Origin of the sequence: Noviherbaspirillum sp. Root189, from assembly GCF_001428545.1 — a bacterium.
In the GTDB taxonomy this organism is placed as follows: domain Bacteria; phylum Pseudomonadota; class Gammaproteobacteria; order Burkholderiales; family Burkholderiaceae_D; genus Noviherbaspirillum.
The window spans coordinates 30,195-47,863 of record NZ_LMHZ01000002.1; the positions used below are offsets into that span (position 1 = coordinate 30,195).

The following is a 17,669-nucleotide window of genomic DNA, read 5'->3' on the forward strand; positions in this document are numbered from 1 at the left end:
CGCGGCGGCCAATGGCCGCCGCGCGGTGCAATGTTAATCTTACGGGCTATAAGATTTATCGTTTTTCCGCCATCTTGCCAAGCGCAACGCTAAGCGCCACGCCGCCCAGCGTCTTGCCGAGTTCGGGATCTTCGGCATACAGGCTACTCATCCTGTCGATCACCGACGGGTTCTCCTGTGCCGCTTCATACGCAAGCTGTTCGACCAGTGAAGATTGCAGCCGTCCTGCAAGCTCGGAATCGACCAGTCCGGTGGTCTCGGGATGATCCGGTGCGGCAGGCAAGACGCCGTTATCGATCAGCGGCCGTGCGGCAGCGGGGCCGGCTGCATCAAGCAGTTCTTTCAGCATGCCGGCGCGCTGGCGTGAATCGCCGCGTTCGAACGATTCACCGACCATCTGCCCGAAAGACGGCGTCTGGTCCGAGTGGATCGCTTCCGACAATCCATGCGTTAGTGTTTCGGATGGTACTTGTTGCGCCACCTCAACGAAGTCCTGTTCAACCTTTTGCACAGAACGTACACCGGTTTCGGCTGCGTATTGTTGCAGCAGCGCGCTGACATCGTTTTCTCGACTCATCGTATCTCCTTTAAAAACGGCAACCGCAAGCGCAGATACCGAGGTATCAGGTCAATTTATCGCCGCTTAGTTCGCCACGTTGTTTGACGCAGATCGAATTCCGCAAGTTGTTTCCTGTAGCGAAAGTTGCGCTCAGATTCCTTTAGGATCTGCGGGTTCACGTGCTTCGTTCAGCCGTACCAGCTCGCTGACATCGGGCTGACTGGTTTCCACCGGGGCCAGCTGATCGGCATCGAGCTGATGCGAAAACGAATCCACCGAATCGAGACGATGATGCCGATCTTCGGCCAGGGTCGGCCCGCTCTGTATGTACAAGGTCATCAGTTGCGCAAGATCGGTGAGGACCGAGATATGTGTGCGTTCGTAGCCATGTGACGCATCGCCGCCAAAGCACAGGAGCGCGGTGCGTACGTCATGTCCCGCATTGACCGCGGCGCTGGCGTCTGAATGATAGAAACGGAAGACATCGCGGTTGCTGTGAATGCCATGCTGTTCGCAGAGCTTGAGCAGGCGGCGCGTCAGGTGATAGTCATGCGGTCCCGCGGAGTCCATCAGCGGAATCGTGACGCCGCGCTCTTTCGCGCCCTGCCCGGCTGCGACCGGACCGATGTCGACGCCGATCACCTCGCTGACATCGCTCTGGATGACGGCACGCGCGCCGGAGCCGACTTCCTCGGTAAGCGTGAAGACAACATGGCAATCCATGGGCACCGGCACCCTGGAATCGACCACGGCTTTTACCGCGGCAAGTACCGCCGCAACGCCCGCCTTGTCATCGAGGTGGCGTGAGACGATGTAGCCGTTCTCCAGCATCTCGGGATTGGCATCGAAGGCGACAAAATCACCGATCTGGATTCGCAGCGCGTCCACGTCTGCAGAGGTCTCGATGTCTTCGTCGAGCCGCAATTCGAGCTGATCCCAGCTGACCGGCTGCGTGTCGATCTGTTCGTTGTACACGTGTCCCGATGCGAACAAGGGCAACACCGAGCCGCGATAGCGACTGGTTTCGGTAAACACCGTGACGCGACCGCCTTCCGCCCAGCGGCTTGACCAGGTGCCGACCGGTGTCAGCGCCAATCTGCCGTTGGGCTTGATCTCGCGCACCATCGCGCCCAGCGTATCCAGATGTGAAACGATCGCACAGGCCGGGCTGGAGAGGCGGCGTTCCTGCATATTCCGGCGCAGCACCGCGCGAATCGTGCCACGCCGGGTCAGTTCGTAGGGCACACCTATCGCGTCGAGCGTCGCCCCGGTGTAATGCACGATTTCATCGGTCAGGCCTGCCGGGCTCGGAATATGGAGCAGTTCGAGCAGTGTCGTCTTCAGGAAATCGATGTCGATTGTCAACTTGTGCATGACGCCTCACGCATGGGCGGTGGTGAATGGAAACAGCAGATCGACGAAGCGCTGCGCGGTCGGTTGCGGATCATGATTGGCCAGGCCAGGCCGTTCATTGGCTTCGATAATCACGTATTCCTCGGAGCTCGGTTCCGGTACCAGGAAGTCGAGACCGACGACCGGTATGCGCAACGCGCGGGCCGCGGTTTCGGCAACATCGCGCAGCATGGGATGCAACTCCGCGGTGACGTCATGAATGGTGCCGCCGGTATGCAGGTTGGCGGTTTTGCGTACCTTCAATGCACGCCCTGATTCGAGGACGGAGTCGTAGCTGAGACCTTGGCCGGCAAGGCAACGCTCGGTTTCACTATCGATCGGGATCTTGCTTTCGCCGCCGGTTGCCGCAGCACGGCGTGCGCTCTGTCGCTCGATCAGCTGAAGAATGGACGAGGTGCCATCGCCGACGATTTCAGCGGGCCGGCGAATTGCCGCCGCCACCACCTTGTAGCCGATGACGACGACGCGTAAATCCTGTCCGGAGCAAAACTCTTCAATGATGACGTGGCCGCCTTCCTGTGCGGCGCGATCGATCGCTTCGACCAGGTGATCTTCGGTGCGGACATCGACGCTGATGCCTTTGCCCTGTTCGCCCAGCGCCGGCTTGACGACGACCGATCCGCATTCACGCAGGAAGGCGGCATTCGCCTCCGGGTCGCCCGCAACCTGCTGGCGCGGTACGCGCAGGCCGATCGACGAAAGGCGGCGCGAGGTCAGCACCTTGTCCTGGCACCAGGTCATTGCAACCCCGCCGGTCAGCTCTGTCAGCGATTCACGACAAAGCATTTCATGTCCGGCGTAGCGCAGCTTGAAGATACCGGCAGGCGCGTCGATCACTTCAACGCTGATGCCACGTCGGCGGGCTTCGTCCACGATCAAGCGGGCATAGGGGTTGAGTCCGCCAAAGTCGGTGGTTTCGACGAACAGCTTTTCATTGATGGCATTCTTGTTCTTGACGACAAAACCGGGTACCTGTTCAAAGCCTAGCTTCTGGTACAGGCCAATGGCGGCTTCATTGTCATGCAACACCGACAGCTCGAGGAACTTGCGTCCGCGTGCTGCGTAGTAAGCGATCAGAAAGTTCACCAGGGCGCGGCCAGCGCCTGCCAGACCAGTCTGCGGATCGACCGCGAGACACCAGAGGCTGCTGCCATGCTCTGCGTCGCCGAAAGCTTCGTAGTGATCCACGCCCATCGCCGAGCCGATGATGTCGCCGGTACGCTCGTCTTCGGCGACGAGGAACACCACCGCTTCCGAATGCCGCTGCTTCCAGACGATGCGCGGGTCGACCGGCACCATGCCGCGCATGCTGTACAGGCGATTGATGGCGGCGATGTCGGCGCGTGTCGTCAAGGGGCGGATCACCACGCCGGGTGGCGGCGCTTCGATTGGCGTGTCATCCAGCCGGCGCCGGAAAATCACCGAAGGGTCGAGAAACAATGCGGACGGCGCTTCCGCCAGGACCAGCTGCGGCGATTCGACGTGCAAGGCAATGTCACGCTTGCCGGGAGCCTCTTGCTGCAATGCCTGGGCCAGCGCCTGGGGCGATTCAAAGGCCGGGCCATACAGCAGGCGGCCCCAGCCGCATTCCAGTGTTGCGTTGGACGGAACCTGCAAGCGGGACTGGTCGGCAAGCTCCGGTGTGTCGTTGAACAGGTTCGGCGTTGCCGCGTTATGTCCTTGTCCTTCCTGGATAGACGGATCGTGTTGAAGTGCGCTCATTGGAGACTTTCTGTCAAATGTTGGGTATGCGTTGACCCGCATGCGCCTATGCCTTGGCACGCGCACGGTGGGGAGCCGTTCCGCTCACAGTCCATGCGACTGCAGCCAGGCTTCCAGCAAGGCGATCTGCCATACCTTGGAGCCGCGCAAGGTCGTAATGTGGCTGTCGGGTTCCTGCAGCATGCGGTCGACCACGTCGCGCCTGAACAGGCCGCGATTGCGTGCCGCCTGTGAATCGAGTGTGTCGCGGACAAAATGCAGGAAATTGCCGCGCAGGTATTTCAGCGCGGGAACCGGAAAATAACCTTTGGGACGGTCAATGACTTCGGCCGGAATCACGGAGCGGGCTGCTTCCTTCAGCACGTACTTGCCGCCATTGGCGATCTTGTGCTGTGCCGGAATGCGCGCGGCAAGTTCGACCAGTTCATGATCGAGGAAGGGCACACGTGCTTCGAGGCCGAAAGCCATCGTCATGTTGTCGACGCGCTTGACCGGATCATCTACCAGCATCACCGTGGTATCGAGACGCATCGCGCGGTCGATCACGCTGTCGGCTCCGGGGCGTGCAAAGTGGGATGCAACAAATTGGCCGCTGGCATCATCGAGCTTGAGATTGGGACTGAGCAGTCCCAGCAATTCGTCGTGGGTGCGATCAAAGAACACACGGCGATAGGCATCCACGCCTTTGGACGGATCGCCGACATCGGTCAGCGGCGGATACCAGTGATAGCCGCCGAACACTTCGTCGGCACCCTGCCCGCTCTGGACCACGCGGCTGTGGCGTGAAACCGCTTGCGACAGCAGGTAGAAGGCGACGCAGTCATGGCTGACCATCGGCTCCGCCATGGCGTTGATGGTATCGGGCAATGCGCTCAGGAGATCACTTGCCGGAATATGCAACTTTTCATGCACGGTGCCGTAATGCTGTGCGATCAGGTCGGAATAATGAAACTCGTCGCCGGCCTCGCTATCGACAGCTTCGAATCCGATGGAATAGGTGCGCAGGCCGGTGGTGCCGGCTTCCGCCAGCAGGCCGGTGATCAGGCTGGAATCGAGTCCGCCGGATAACAGGACACCGACAGGCACGTCGGATACCAGCCGACGCTTGACCGACAGGCGCAGTGCACTGAGCACTTCCGATTTCCAGTCGTCGAAGCTGCGCTTTTCGTCGTCCTCGCTGCGGGTAAAGTCGAGACGCCACCATTCCTTGATGTTGCAGTCACCGTCAGGATGCACCGTCATGTAGCTGCCCGGCGGCAGCTTGCGTACGCCACGCAGGATCGTATGCGGTGCCGGTACCACCGCATGGAAACTCATGTAGAAATGCAAGGCCTGCATGTCTAGCGCGGTATCGACGCCACCCGCCTTGAGCAGTGCCGGCAAGGCGGAGGCAAAGCGCATGCGGTTGGCATCGCTGGTGTAGTACAACGGCTTGATGCCGAGGCGGTCGCGCGCCAGATAGGTGATGCCGCTTTCACGTTCCCATAGCGCAAACGCAAACATGCCGTAAAAACGGTCCAGCGCCTTGGGCCCCCAGGCATGCCATGCCTTGATGATGACTTCGGTGTCGCCGGTCGACACAAACTGATAACCGGCGCCTTTGAGTTCTTCACGTAATTCGTGATGGTTGTAAATCGCACCGTTGAACACGATGCCCATGCCCAGCATGTTGTCGATAAACGGCTGATGGGCTCGCTGGCTCAAGTCCATGATGCTGAGCCGGCGATGACCGAAGCAGCGCGTGCCAAGGCTGAACAAGCCTTCGCCGTTGGGGCCGCGTCGTGACTGTGCTTCCGTCATGTCAACGACCGCGCGTATATCGGCTAAATTGTTATCGAAACGTATTTCTCCGGCGATACCGCACATAGAGGAGGGACTCCTGATATGGAAGTGAATGGATGGGGTGGGGTTATCGAAGAAATCTTCGGTGATGTCGCCGCGGCATGACGGCAAGAAATCGCTGAGCAGTGTCATTTGGTAGCCGTACACTATGGTATTCACCGGCACCGGACGTTACTCTTCTCCTATGCGCTTGCGGCAGGAGCACCTCATCGTGCCCGCACCCCTACAAGTTCAAAAAGTTAACGATGTAGAGGCAAAAAAGCGCTGTTGGTTCCTGACAAATTAGCAACGACCATGCATAACGGGAAATTCCATGCTCGCAGGAAAGCGTCACCGATCTTTATTTGATGCAAATAAAAACCGGGAACGATAGCCCCGCGAAAAGCTCCACCGGCTGCCTCGAATGGCATACGATATTGAGAAAGAACCGGGATGAAAACGTTTCACTGCGACAAGTGCGGGCAGCAGGTTTTTTTTGAGAACGTGCGTTGTGAAAACTGTGGCGGCATGCTCGGTTATCAGCCTGAACATCGCGCGATCAGCACCTTCGAACCCGCTGGTGAAGGCGTATGGCGCAGCCTCAACCCGGCTAACGCGGGCCTGCTGTACAAGCAGTGCATCAACTATGCGCGCGAGGATGTGTGCAACTGGATGCTGGCTGCGGATGCGCCGGATGCACTGTGCGCATCCTGCCAGCTAACGCATATCATTCCTGCATTGTCGTCGGAAAAGAACCGCCTGTACTGGAAACGGCTGGAGGCGGCAAAGCGTCGCCTGTTGTATTCATTATGGGATCTGCATCTGCAGCCCACGCCGAAGCGAGATGATCCCGATACCGGCCTCGCGTTCGAGTTTCTGGAAGACATGCCGGACAAGCGGGTGATGACCGGCCATGCGAACGGACTTATCACCCTGAATATCGCCGAAGCCGACCCCGCCCATCGCGAACGCACCCGTGAACAAATGGGTGAGCCGTATCGCACCTTGCTCGGACACTTCCGCCATGAAAGCGGGCATTACTATTTCGACCGGCTGATTGTCGGTACGGAATGGGTGGAACCCTATCGCGCCTTGTTTGGCGACGAACGCGAGGACTATGGCGAGGCCTTGCAAAGGCATTACCGGAATGGCGCGCCACCCGACTGGGAACAGCGCTACATCAGCAGCTACGCCAGTTCGCACCCCTGGGAAGACTGGGCGGAAACCTGGGCGCACTACCTGCACATGGTGGACACGCTGGACACCGCTTATGCGTGCGGGATGATGCTCAAGCCCAAGAAGCCGGATGAACCAGCGCTACGCATCGAAGAGCATCCGGTGCGCAGCAATGCGTTTGATGACATCATCCGGGAATGGTTTGCCCTGACCTATGTGCTCAACAGTCTCAATCGCAGCGTGGGCATGCCGGACCCGTATCCATTCACGCTGTCAACACCGGTGATCGACAAGTTGCGCTTCGTTCATGAAGTCGTGCGCGGCATGTCGCCGGCCTCCTGAACGTCACTTGCTCACTGTTCTTATTTCACTCTCCGGTGTCAGGCTGGCATGAGCTTGATCGCACTGCCGTCGTTGCCTCGCACCACGGTCACGGCATCTCCCGGCTGTTCGCCGGTACCGGTGACCTCATACGCCCAGACCTGAAGGTCGACCAGCCGCGCATTGCCATAGATGGTGGCAAAGGCCGCATCGACTGCATCCATGCCGTGGGCAATCTTGATGCGAGCCGGATGGGGTTTGTTATGCCGCGGATCGAAGACATGCCATTGCCCGCCGAAATAGACTTCGCAATAGGCATGAAAGTCGACACCGATGTCGGCTTCCGGCACGCCGAAATAGGGCATGTGTCCAGCCACATAGCGTGCCGGCATGTCGAGCGCGCGGCACAAGGCAATCATGACATGCGCGAAGTCGCGACACACACCGTAGCGGCGTCCGATCACATCGCACGCGGAAAGGAGCGCGCTTCCCGATCCATACCGGTATTCGATGTTCCGGTAAGTCCATTCGCAAATCGCCTGCGCCAGTTCGGCGCCATCGGTAATGTGGCCGAATTCGGATGCGGCAAAACCGGCGAGCCTGTCTGATTCGCAATAGCGGCTGGCAAAGGTATACCGCAGTGCGTCAGCCGGGAGTTGCGCGACCGGTGTGCGTGAAGTCGCTGCAGGCTTGCCGCCATGGGGCTGCGACGAGACCAGGAAGAGTGCATCGTGCCGGAAACGGGTGGTTCCCGGCAGCAGTGTGGTCCGGACAACGGCATTGCCATGGCTGTCGCCGAGCTCCTCCAGTGGCAACACCGAAGAGGTGTCCATCAATTCCTGCAGCACCGTCTGCTCCGGACCGCGTCGCGGCCGGATAAGCAACAACAGGCTGATTGCTTCGCTTGCCTCATACGTCAGCACGCAACCGGTCCTCACCAGCATCATGCCGGGCGGTGGGCTTGGAAGATCGGATACGTGCATGTTGTGTTTAATCTGGAAAGTAGAGTGTGATGGAGCCAAGCCCGCAGGTGGTGCGATAACACTGATGCGTTTTCAACGCACAAGCCATCATATGACCTGAAGATTCCCGTTTTGTTTAAGTTGCTCACCTTGAGCACATAGAAGTGCATCAAGGAGCGTTCGTATTGCATACACTTTCCTTAGTTCGTCGTAGCCGGTGACCGAATCCAATCGGGCGCCGCACCATACCGTTGCGTTTGGCGCGGGGCTGGTGCACTTGCCACAAACTTGCCACAATACGGTGCAGGCGTGCACTGAAAGGGGAATTTATGCTCGCGCACATGGTCATTATCTGTAGTGCATCCACGATTGCCCCCCCTTGCTCGCATTCCTTACCAAGCCGGTTGACCATGAAGATGACCGAACGCCCGTCCACGCGGACCCAGCAAGCAACGGGGTTCGCCGCAGATATTTTGTCGCGTCCGATGATCCAGGTTTGCCTAATTACGTGCAGTGGACTTGATCCCAGCCACGGTAACTCAGGCAACGCGCTTGCCTGAGCGCCGACGCAGCGCGGCATTCTGCGATTGCAACATCTTGTCGATTGTCTCCGATGCATCGCGTGCCCGCTCCTGCGCCTCCTCTCCTTGCGGGAAGAATTCCGGGCAGCGATAGCTCAGCCATGCGTAGGCGGAATATAGCTTGCAGTCGTCTTCGACTTCCTGCAGGTTGCGCCGGCTCTCCATTCTTTCCAGTGCCTGCAGCTTGCTTTCCTGCCGGCGTGCCAGCGCCCTCGCCCAGCGCTGCCATGCTTCGTGCAGGATGGGGATGCGAGAGGAAATGGGGACTAGCGAAAGCGTGAATTTGTCTTCGAGCGACAGCGGCAAGGTATCCAGCCACAGCGCCCGTTCAGACTGGTCTTCGGTGATACGCGGTGTGAAAAAGCCATCCGGCACATCAATGTTGTGCGCAAAGCGCCGCAGCAATTTGGACAGTGACTGTTCTCCCGTTACCGAGGCAATCCGGTTCAGGTGTTCGAGCGTGGGTGCGACGGAAAATCCCAATGGCGGTACCGGCGGCACTTTTTCCTGCAGCAGCGAACGGATGACGTAATGCGTCTGTTCGTCATAGCCGGCAACGAAACCTTCTTCATGCACGCCGAAGCGTCCGGCCCGCCCGGCAATCTGCTTGACCAGCGCAGCGCTGAGTTCTTCTTCCTCGATACCGTTGTATTTGATGGCGGTCGTCATCACCACACGCTCGATCGGAAGGTTCAACCCCATCGCGATTGCATCGGTGGCGACCACGATGTCAGCCGATCCATCGCGGAAGCGGGCCGCCTGCGCGCGCCGGACTTCGGGAGAGAGATTGCCATAGACCGTCGATACCGATAAGCCGATCTCGGTGATCAGGTCGCGCCACATCAGCACATCTCTGCGCGAGAAGGCGATGACCGCATCGCCCTTGCGCAGGTTTCGCAGCTTGCGAACGGCGGTGGCTTCCATGGTGAGCGGCGCCTTGCGCTTGAGCAGGCGTATCTCCAGTGGACAATCAAGCCGCTGAGCCAGGGCTTCGATCGCGCGCCGCGCTTCCGGCGCACCGACCAGGTAGACGGTTGTCGCCGGCGCGCCGCAGACGGCGGCGGTCCAGGCGGCGCCACGATCCCGATCGGCCAGCATCTGGATTTCATCGATCACCGCCACATCGACACGGGTGTTGGTGTCCAGCATTTCAACCGTGCTCGAAGTATGGGTGGCGCCCTCGACGAGACGACGCTCTTCGCCGGTGACGAGATTGACTTTCAGCGGTTCACCATCGCGTTCGGCGGCTGCGAGTCGCTCGTAGTTTTCCAGCGCGAGCAAGCGTAGCGGCGCCAGATACACGCCGGTCTTCGCGCGTGCCAATGCCTCCATCGCTTCATGGGTCTTGCCGGAATTGGTCGGCCCCAGCACGGCGATGATACGCCGCGGCAGGCGCCGCGCAAGCTCAAAGGATTCCGGATATTCCGCGAGGTTGATGCTCTCCCGCGTGCGGGCCGCATGGCGCTCTTCCTGCTGCCGCTCAATCGCGTGTTCCAGCCTTTGCCCTATCCGGTCGAACACGTGGTCGAACGGCACGGCGCTTTCCTTGGTTTCGAGAACATGCAGGAACGGCATCGGATCAAGACCATAATCGCGCGCTTCACTGCCCAGGCGTGCGACGAAGCGACATACTTCCTGATGCAGTTTTTCCCGTGCCTGCGTATGCACGCGTTCCCGGACCAGTTGCAATTGCTTGTCCGGCCCCATGTTGCGCCACTTGCTGGTCTTTGCCAGCACACCATCACCGGGCACGAGATCATAGGGCACGTTTAGACCATCAGCTTCGGCGACACCTGTGTATCGCACCATGACCCGCCCTTCCAGCTTGACCAGTTCCGCGCCGACCGATTGCACATGCCGCTCCGCCGCCAGGGGATGCGCTGGCTGGTCTGTCGGCGTTGCCTCCTGTGACTCTTGTGGCTGTTGTGGCTCTTGTTCCTCTTGTTCCTCTTGTGAATGGTGCAGTTGAGGGTTATCGGTTTCGGTCATGGAGATGATGGGGTCTGGATCGCGCTGGATTGGCATGGCAAAAGGGCTTGGTTTTTATAGGATACGGCGATCGGCAACGGGTTCCGTGCGAGGCACCGTCATGCTGTTTTGTGAGGCGCGAGAGCGGCAAACATGCGCAAGCATACCCTGTTGCAAACCCAAGGCGCGCAACATTGCACCGGCGCGCCCGTTGCGTGCCGTTTCGGCACATCGGCACCACCTGCCCCTCCGGTGCCAGGCCGTTGATTGAGGTCAGTCTCAGTTCATCTCATACCAATCCCAACCTGTAACGTAACGAATGAGATCGATGGATTTTTTTGACTGGCAAGGCGCAGGAGGAGTCAATAGCGGGCTATTGACGACGAGTGATGGTGCGTTATGGGTTGGGATTGGTATCAGGTCGATAGCGGCCGCTTCGACGCCGGATAGCGGATGTTGACCCAGTTGACCTTTTCGCCGGAATCGAGAAGAACCGTTCCGAACGGTTCAGAATGCGGGAATTCGTTTCTCACGCGTTCGTAAGCTTCGCGTGCCGCATACGGGTTTTGCGCATACATTGCAAACGATCCGAAGACCCAAGACTGATACATTCCTCGCGGTAAGGGGCGCATGGCTGCTGATGAAAGGAGACTGATTGAATCTCGTATTCTGCGCTTTACAAGGACGTGGTTCGGTATGGTGGCGAACACAACAGGGATAAATTTTGGCCTTTCCTTGCGATATATCCGGAGGCCACGGATGTTTCCTGCCGATGAAACGGTGCGCTGGTAATCGTATCCAGGAATACCTCGTCGGCGAGATTGCCGGCGCATAAAAAAACCCGCGAACCTTGCAGTACGCGGGTTAAATCCAATTCAAGAAGAGTTGGAGGAGACAAGGCAAGATTAATGCATCGCATCAAGTATGTCTGCTTTCCATTAGTGATAGCCGACATTCATGGCACGGATATGTGCGGTTTGCCTGCTAGTTGCTTCAACCTGCCAGCGCTGCCAGCTCGATGACTTCCAGTCCGGCCAGCGGCTGCGTCGGGTTGCCGACAAAAGCGGCACGGCTATATGGCTTGTCTTGCAGCCACGTTGCCGCAACCTGCTTCAGGCGATCGGCCGTGCAGCGCAGAACACCTTCCCGATATTGTTGGCGCATCTGTTCAGAAATCCCTTGCTGTTGTTGCTCCCAGGTCCACATGACGTTCCCGTAGGGTGAGCGCGGCCGGTCGAGATGCTGGATGACGCAGATAATCGCTTCTTCGATGTTTTCCTGCTTCAGTTCCGCGCTCGACACCCAGGCGATCGCACGCTCAAAGTCCTGGTAGGTGGCGGCCAGGCGCGGGTCGCGATACGAAGTCATGGAGAACGTGCCGGTGGCTGGCGAGTAAAAAGCATTGCCACCGTACGCGCCGCCTTCTTCGCGTAGTGCCTGATGCAGAACGATATTCGTTAGCAGTTCACCAAGCACGGATAAGGCGGCCGCGTCGGGGTGGTCCAGTGTCGGTCCCGGCCAGACTGCGAAACAGTGATTCACCTGGGCATCTGCGTGAACGGCGGCGTTTGCGACGGAAACAGGCACTGCCGGGGCTTCATCGCCCGCCGTGCGGGTAAGCCTCTCCTCACCCTGCGGTACGTGCAGCAGTTGTGCCAGCGCATGGGCATCGGCTTCATCGCCGGCAACGAATTGCATCGATGGCGAGGCAATGATGCTGGCATGCACGTCGGCAAGCCGTGACGCAATCTCTTTCAGACCTTGTTCGGACTCTAGCTTCTCATGCAGCATGCGGAAGAAGGCGAGTGACGAGACGCCTTTCACCTGATCTTCGAAACGGCGCAGCGGCGACAAGGCCGCGGCCGCGGTATAGCGGGCGTAATCGTCGCCTTCATCGGCAAGGCCGTCGCGAATATCTTGTACCTTGCTGTCGATCAGGAAGGCAAGACGGTCCAGTTCGTCAAAGCGTGGCGACCTGATCGATTCGGACAGTACTTCGGCAATCGCGCGCTGCTCTTCGCGCAAACCTTTCGCATAATAATCGGCATGGATGCGCAGCGTCCTGTCATCCTGGGCTTGCGACACCTGAAGATTGATGTCGAAGAATGGCACCTTCTTATGCCGCCAGGCATCGGTTTCCTCATAAGTGCGCCCTGCTACGCCGAGTTCCGGCACCACTTCGACGTAAAGCTGCAACCAGGGCCATGCCTCTTCAGGCAGATGCGTAATGTTGTACAACACACGTGCGTACGTAATGCCGTTCGAAGCAATCGGCGTGATGACCGTTCCAGTGTGGTTTGCGGGAAGCGGATAGGCAGCTGGCGACGTCGCGCTGACATCGCTGGGATGGATGCGCGGAAGCAAGTCGTTATTGACCGGCTGCCGTTGACGTTCGAGCAGGGCAACGGATTCCGCACGGATGCGCTCCTTTTCGCTTTCCGGCAAGGTTGCCTGCAGCGTGGCGAGACGTTCTTCTTCGATTTGCTTGCGCTTCTGGAAGTAGTCCGGATCGGGCAGGACGCTGGAATCGAGGCGTGTCGTATTGGCGAGCAGTTCCTTCACCAAGCCCTTGAAGAATGCCGGGTCGGCGATGTCTTCCTGCATCTGCTGCAGAACGTCTTCACTGTCGAACGCATTCATGATGTCGCCGCCATACATTTCGTGTGGCATGGCGCGTAGCAAGCACTTGAGCAGGTGCGGTGTCGAGCCACCGCTGATTTCACGCTGATGAAAACGGATATCGCGCAGCGTGGCCTGCAATACATCCGGCGAAACGCCTTCCTTCGCAGTTTGTTCCAATGCCTGCCAGATACGGTCTCGTGCCTTGCCAACCTGTGCCTTGGTCAATCCTTCCATGCCGAGGTGGAACACCATCTGGCGTCCGCCGGCGTCGGTACCGTTCAAGGCTGACGGGCGGCCAAAGCCTGCCGACTCCATGGCGCGCATCAGCGGCGCCGCCGAGTTACCGAGCAGACCACCCTCCAGCAGTTCCGCTCGGTAATAGGCAACGGGATCCACCGACTCGCCCATCAGCCAGGCAATCTGTACGCCATGGTCACGGCTGGGAATCTGCAGTTCCGCGGTTTCCGGCGCGGTCCAGGTGCCAGCCAACTCAGGCAGCAATCGCGGGCTGCGTCCGGACAGACGTGACAGCACACGCTCTTCAATAAGCGCCTGCACTTCGCGTGGATCGACGCCACCCGCGGTCATGAAAACCGCCTGCGAAGGATGGTAATGCGATGCGTGAAACTCTTTGAGTGCCGTGTGCGTGAGCGAAGGAATATCAAGCGGGTCGCCGCCGGATTCGACCGCGTAGGTGGTACCTCGCATAAGGCGGGCGGCGATTCCACTATCCAGCGCGCGTACCGGATCAGCGAATGCGCCTTTCATTTCGTTAAATACAATGCCTTGGTAGGCGAGCTTGCCGTCTTCCAGCGCGAGGCGCCAGCCTTCCTGCAGAAAATCGAGATAATCGAGCCGTGGGAAAAACGCGGCGTCGAGATACACGTCAAGCAAGTTGAAAAAATCTGTCTTGTCGGTACTTGCGAAGGGATACACGGTTTTATCCGCATACGTCATCGCGTTCATGAAATGCGCGATGGAGCGCCGCGACATGGCGAAAAACGGATCCCGAACCGGGTATCGGTCACTGCCGCAGAGCGCAAGATGCTCCAGAATGTGAGCGCGGCCGTCGCTGACATCGGGTACGGTAGGAAAACCGACCAGGAAAACCATCTCTGCGTCGTTGGTGGCAAGGTGAATATGCCGGGCGCCCGTCGCGCTGTCCTCGTACTCCTGTACTTCGGCCTGCATGGCGGGAATGTGTCTGCTGCGCAGCGTTTCAAATGTCATGATGAAAGCGGGTTACTAGCATGGGGATATTAGGCACATGCTATCGATGAAAGTGACAGCATATAGCTACGGGGAATGAAGCACATCTCTAGGTTGCGCTTATTTGAACAAATTCAAGCCAACTACGACTTTGCTGGCATTAAACGCCTGAGCATGGCAGCGCTATGGAAGTCGAGCCACGTTCCGAACTAACCGCCATTTTATCGTGTTCCGACTTGTCAGGAATTGCGGCAGACATTCGCTTCTCGTCTGGAGATGCTGGCCGACTGATACCAATCCCAACCTGTAACGTAACGAATGAGATTGATGGATTTTTTTGACTGGCAAGGCGCAGGAGGAGTCAATAGCGGGCTATTGACGACGAGTGCAACGCCGGCAGGCGAAAAAAGACGCGATCTCATGGTGCGTTATGGGTTGGGATTGGTATGACATGTCGCCAGACTACGGTGATCAGGGCTCAAGGCGCCGGTCGGCCTCAGCATATCGTAGCCAGTCCGTACTTGCCGCCGCCAATTTTTTGGCCGATGCACTGTCGTCGATAACATCGGCACAATCCGCGAAAAAGGCCTTGAGCTGATCGTATAAGGTACCGGGTGCAATACCCTCTTTGGGATCAACAGTTTTTCGGTAAGGCGCGGACCAAGGAGCCTGTTTGCCAATATCGACGGCCTTCCCAAGCAGATGTGCACCCCTGTTATCAGGATGCAGCGGATCGGCATGCAAGCCGCGCGACTGAAGGTAAGCTTTCAGCAGGTCGATCAGGCTATTGTCAAGCGCGAGATATTTGATTCGCTGCTTAGGACCGCCTCGCACCTTTACACGCCATGTTACTGGTGCGTCCTTTCCCTGCTCTGATTCTGTAATGCATTGCAGGTCGTCGACGCGCAGGGTTACCGCCTCTGAAAGGCGTAGCGACGTCGCTTCAATGAGCCGCAAGCCAAACTGGAGGCGGCGGTTTGCTGATGTGTCGGGCAGTGCGGAAAGCCGGTCGTGCAGAAATCGCCATTGATCACGACTCAACCGGCGTTGAATCTGTTGCGTTCGCGCTTCGCTGGCGGCCGAGGTAAGTCTGGCGCCACTCCAGGGGTTATGGTGCAAGTAGCCCGTATCGACCAGAAAACTGAACAGGCTTTTCAAAACTGTTGCAGCGTGTCGGCGCGCAGCGGCCGAAAGTGGGCCTTCGAAAGGGCGCCACAATGGGCTCCATTTTCCGCGGCCTCTTGGGCCACACCATACGTCGGTGGGCTTCGGATCACCTAGAAATTGCAGATAGGCGTCGCAGTCTTCCGCCATCATGGAGGACAGGGCCATTTTCCTCTGAACGACAGCCCATAAAAGCAGGCGTTCGGCTTCCTTCAAGTAAGCCCGCTGGGTATGCGTGAGCGGCACGCTCTTGCCGTTCGACGTATCTGCAGCGTCTGCATGGTGAATCTCGGCAGCCCTGCCCTGGTGCTCCGCTTGCCTTGCAGCGCCTCCTTTTGCACCTATCCAAGCGTGTACCGCAGCGAGATCATGGTCCGCGGTAATCCTGCACTCTGCTTGCGGCAAGCGATTGTGGCCGTTTCGTCCGTCCAATGCAGCCGGGATGATCAATTTTTCCAAAGGAACGATTGCGGTGGTCGGTGCGACAATCCCGGCCAGCTCCGTCGGCTGAAGTGCGTTGCGGCGTTTCAGAACATGCTCACCAATGGACAATCCGAGTGTGGCTTCATGCGCGCGCAACCATGAAACGATACGTTCAGCCTTGCCTTGGCCGATCGCGCGAACCGACGCTGCCCAGCGATAGCCAATGCCATTCATTCTGTCGGCCAGCTGTCGTAAAGTGTCAATGCCGGATTTTTCAAGATGCGCCGCGAGATCTGGATTCAGCCAGGTTGCAATAGGGTCGTCAGGCTGAGGTGGTTGCACCGCCAGTTCTTCCAGCCAACGGATAGCGTCGAGTTGACGGACGATCAGCCGCCGGCGTCGCGACTGGTTCGGTTGAACATTACCGTAGCGACTTTGATAGTGTTCGATCTGTTCCGCCTGTGAAAAATCTTCCAGTCCGTGTTCAGCTGCAAAATCTTCCAGCGATGGAATTTTTACGGCTTTGTCATCAATGACGTTTGCGTCGATCTGGATCAGCCTGGCGATGCCATGACGTTCGCTACGGCGGGCAGCAGCGGCAAATTCGTCACGGATCCATTGAATGGTGCGGCGGACGTTACGGATATCGTCATGTTCGCCTTCCATGCGCAGGTAGCGATTCCAGCTATCGCGTGTGTCGAGTCCTTGAACGACTGCCCGCATGAACGCGAAATGTCCCATGTGCAGCCGGCGGGCTCCTGGCAGTTGTGCCTGTGCTGCAGGCGAGAGTTTGCGCGGTGGTATGGCGCTGGTTTCGCTGAAGGGATCGGGCAGGACAGGAGAGGATGGCATAGAAGCTGGCAATGGATGACTAAGTGCGGGACGCATGACGTCGCGTTATTATCATTGATCGTAAAAAATGTTGCAAGTAGACAGGTTTGGTAGGCCTCTTCATCGGTTTTCCTTTAGTTTCAACAACTTAACGGCCGATTATTAGGTTTTTGGGAGGTCAGTCCCTAGCCCTATACCGTTGCCTTAACTGATGGGGAGCGTTATGAGAGCAAGGCGCAAGAGGAGCCAGTAATCCTGCGATTGACGGGCAACCCAAGGGCAGAGAAAGATGCGATGTCATCTTGCGTTATGGATTGGGACTGGTGTAAGGCATCACGTGATAGCAAGTCCGCTCTGTTTTCGGCATTGAAATTTATCTATATCTGCCAATATTCCTACGTTAGCTGCGACGCCGACCGACAGATGAGCGGCGCGAATCTATGGTGAGAACTTTTGGGAGCGCCGCACTCATGCACCTGGAATGGGACTCAGTAGTCAGGTGAGAACTTTTGGGTAGCATCCGGGAATGCAAGTCTTGCCTTTTGGGATCTTGACAAGCTTGTACGGTACAACTGCAAGCCCTTGATTCACATATATTTGTATTAATAGATATCGACTACCACACGTGGTCTTCGAGAAAAATCGAATAAATAAAAGCTTTTTAGTTGGGAGGACGTGGTCTGCCTTCTAGGAAAGGTGAGAGGTTTTGGGAGCATGTTCCTTCGATCATTTTTTTCCATCACAGAGTATTGATGAATGGTGAACGGGTTGGATACAGGTTTAGATTTGCTTACGAAGCGCTTTGACGGGCACGTTGCGGCACTTTCTGCTCGGCGGCCTGTAATCTGCTCTGTCTCGTGTGAGTGGGTATGGAAAAGGTGATCTGCTCACGGACTA

Annotated in this window: 10 protein-coding genes; 1 reads left to right on the forward strand and 9 read right to left on the reverse strand. The window is 58.0% G+C overall.

Annotated features, from left to right (window positions below; genetic code table 11):
• Positions 1–55 precede the first annotated feature (55 nt).
• The 4 genes from ASE07_RS01885 to ASE07_RS01900 form a co-directional block, all read right to left on the reverse strand.
• Complete coding sequence (locus ASE07_RS01885) at positions 56–577, reverse strand: hypothetical protein (protein WP_057289111.1); 522 nt, start codon at positions 575–577, stop codon at positions 56–58.
• 132 nt (positions 578–709) lie between these two features.
• Positions 710–1,933 (reverse strand): osmoprotectant NAGGN system M42 family peptidase, encoded by a 1,224-nt coding sequence (locus ASE07_RS01890; protein WP_057289112.1) that lies wholly within the window; start codon positions 1,931–1,933, stop codon positions 710–712.
• Positions 1,934–1,939: 6 nt separating this feature from the next.
• On the reverse strand, positions 1,940–3,694 hold the full coding sequence (gene ngg / locus ASE07_RS01895; protein WP_082583895.1) for an N-acetylglutaminylglutamine synthetase: 1,755 nt from the start codon (positions 3,692–3,694) through the stop codon (positions 1,940–1,942).
• Positions 3,695–3,778: 84 nt separating this feature from the next.
• Complete coding sequence (locus tag ASE07_RS01900; RefSeq protein WP_327196034.1) at positions 3,779–5,668, reverse strand: N-acetylglutaminylglutamine amidotransferase; 1,890 nt, start codon at positions 5,666–5,668, stop codon at positions 3,779–3,781.
• Between the two features lie 300 nt (positions 5,669–5,968).
• Here ASE07_RS01900 and ASE07_RS01905 point away from each other — a divergent pair, with 300 nt between their 5' ends.
• Positions 5,969–7,033: a zinc-binding metallopeptidase family protein gene (locus ASE07_RS01905; protein ID WP_057289114.1), complete on the forward strand. Its 1,065-nt coding sequence runs from the start codon at positions 5,969–5,971 to the stop codon at positions 7,031–7,033.
• 38 nt (positions 7,034–7,071) lie between these two features.
• Here ASE07_RS01905 and ASE07_RS01910 read toward each other — a convergent pair whose 3' ends face one another.
• The 5 genes from ASE07_RS01910 to ASE07_RS01930 all read right to left on the reverse strand — a co-directional run bounded on the left by ASE07_RS01910 (position 7,072) and on the right by ASE07_RS01930 (position 16,793).
• Positions 7,072–7,995 carry a transglutaminase-like domain-containing protein gene (locus tag ASE07_RS01910; protein ID WP_082583896.1) on the reverse strand — a complete coding sequence of 308 codons (924 nt, stop codon included), beginning with the start codon at positions 7,993–7,995 and terminating at the stop codon, positions 7,072–7,074.
• A gap of 518 nt (positions 7,996–8,513) precedes the next feature.
• Entirely contained in the window at positions 8,514–10,580 is a 2,067-nt protein-coding gene (locus ASE07_RS01915) for a helicase-related protein (protein ID WP_442946039.1), read from the reverse strand.
• Between the two features lie 359 nt (positions 10,581–10,939).
• Positions 10,940–11,101 carry a hypothetical protein gene (locus ASE07_RS01920; protein ID WP_156396326.1) on the reverse strand — a complete coding sequence of 54 codons (162 nt, stop codon included), beginning with the start codon at positions 11,099–11,101 and terminating at the stop codon, positions 10,940–10,942.
• Between the two features lie 415 nt (positions 11,102–11,516).
• The gene (locus tag ASE07_RS01925; RefSeq protein ID WP_057289117.1) at positions 11,517–14,375 is read right to left on the reverse strand and encodes an insulinase family protein; all 2,859 of its coding nucleotides are present in this window, start codon (positions 14,373–14,375) and stop codon (positions 11,517–11,519) included.
• 450 nt (positions 14,376–14,825) lie between these two features.
• Positions 14,826–16,793 (reverse strand): phage integrase family protein, encoded by a 1,968-nt coding sequence (locus tag ASE07_RS01930; protein ID WP_162256855.1) that lies wholly within the window; start codon positions 16,791–16,793, stop codon positions 14,826–14,828.
• Between the last annotated feature and the right edge of the window lie 876 nt (positions 16,794–17,669).

Bases quoted from the DNA above. Each gene is read 5' to 3' on its own strand.
- ASE07_RS01885 (WP_057289111.1), bottom strand. From the start codon at position 577: ATGAGTCGAGAAAACGATGTCAGCGCGCTGCTGCAACAATACGCAGCC.
- ASE07_RS01890 (WP_057289112.1), bottom strand. From the start codon at position 1,933: ATGCACAAGTTGACAATCGACATCGATTTCCTGAAGACGACACTGCTC.
- ngg (WP_082583895.1), bottom strand. From the start codon at position 3,694: ATGAGCGCACTTCAACACGATCCGTCTATCCAGGAAGGACAAGGACAT.
- ASE07_RS01900 (WP_327196034.1), bottom strand. From the start codon at position 5,668: ATGACACTGCTCAGCGATTTCTTGCCGTCATGCCGCGGCGACATCACC.
- ASE07_RS01905 (WP_057289114.1), top strand. From the start codon at position 5,969: ATGAAAACGTTTCACTGCGACAAGTGCGGGCAGCAGGTTTTTTTTGAG.
- ASE07_RS01910 (WP_082583896.1), bottom strand. From the start codon at position 7,995: ATGCACGTATCCGATCTTCCAAGCCCACCGCCCGGCATGATGCTGGTG.
- ASE07_RS01915 (WP_442946039.1), bottom strand. From the start codon at position 10,580: ATGCCAATCCAGCGCGATCCAGACCCCATCATCTCCATGACCGAAACC.
- ASE07_RS01920 (WP_156396326.1), bottom strand. From the start codon at position 11,101: ATGTATGCGCAAAACCCGTATGCGGCACGCGAAGCTTACGAACGCGTG.
- ASE07_RS01925 (WP_057289117.1), bottom strand. From the start codon at position 14,375: ATGACATTTGAAACGCTGCGCAGCAGACACATTCCCGCCATGCAGGCC.
- ASE07_RS01930 (WP_162256855.1), bottom strand. From the start codon at position 16,793: ATGCCATCCTCTCCTGTCCTGCCCGATCCCTTCAGCGAAACCAGCGCC.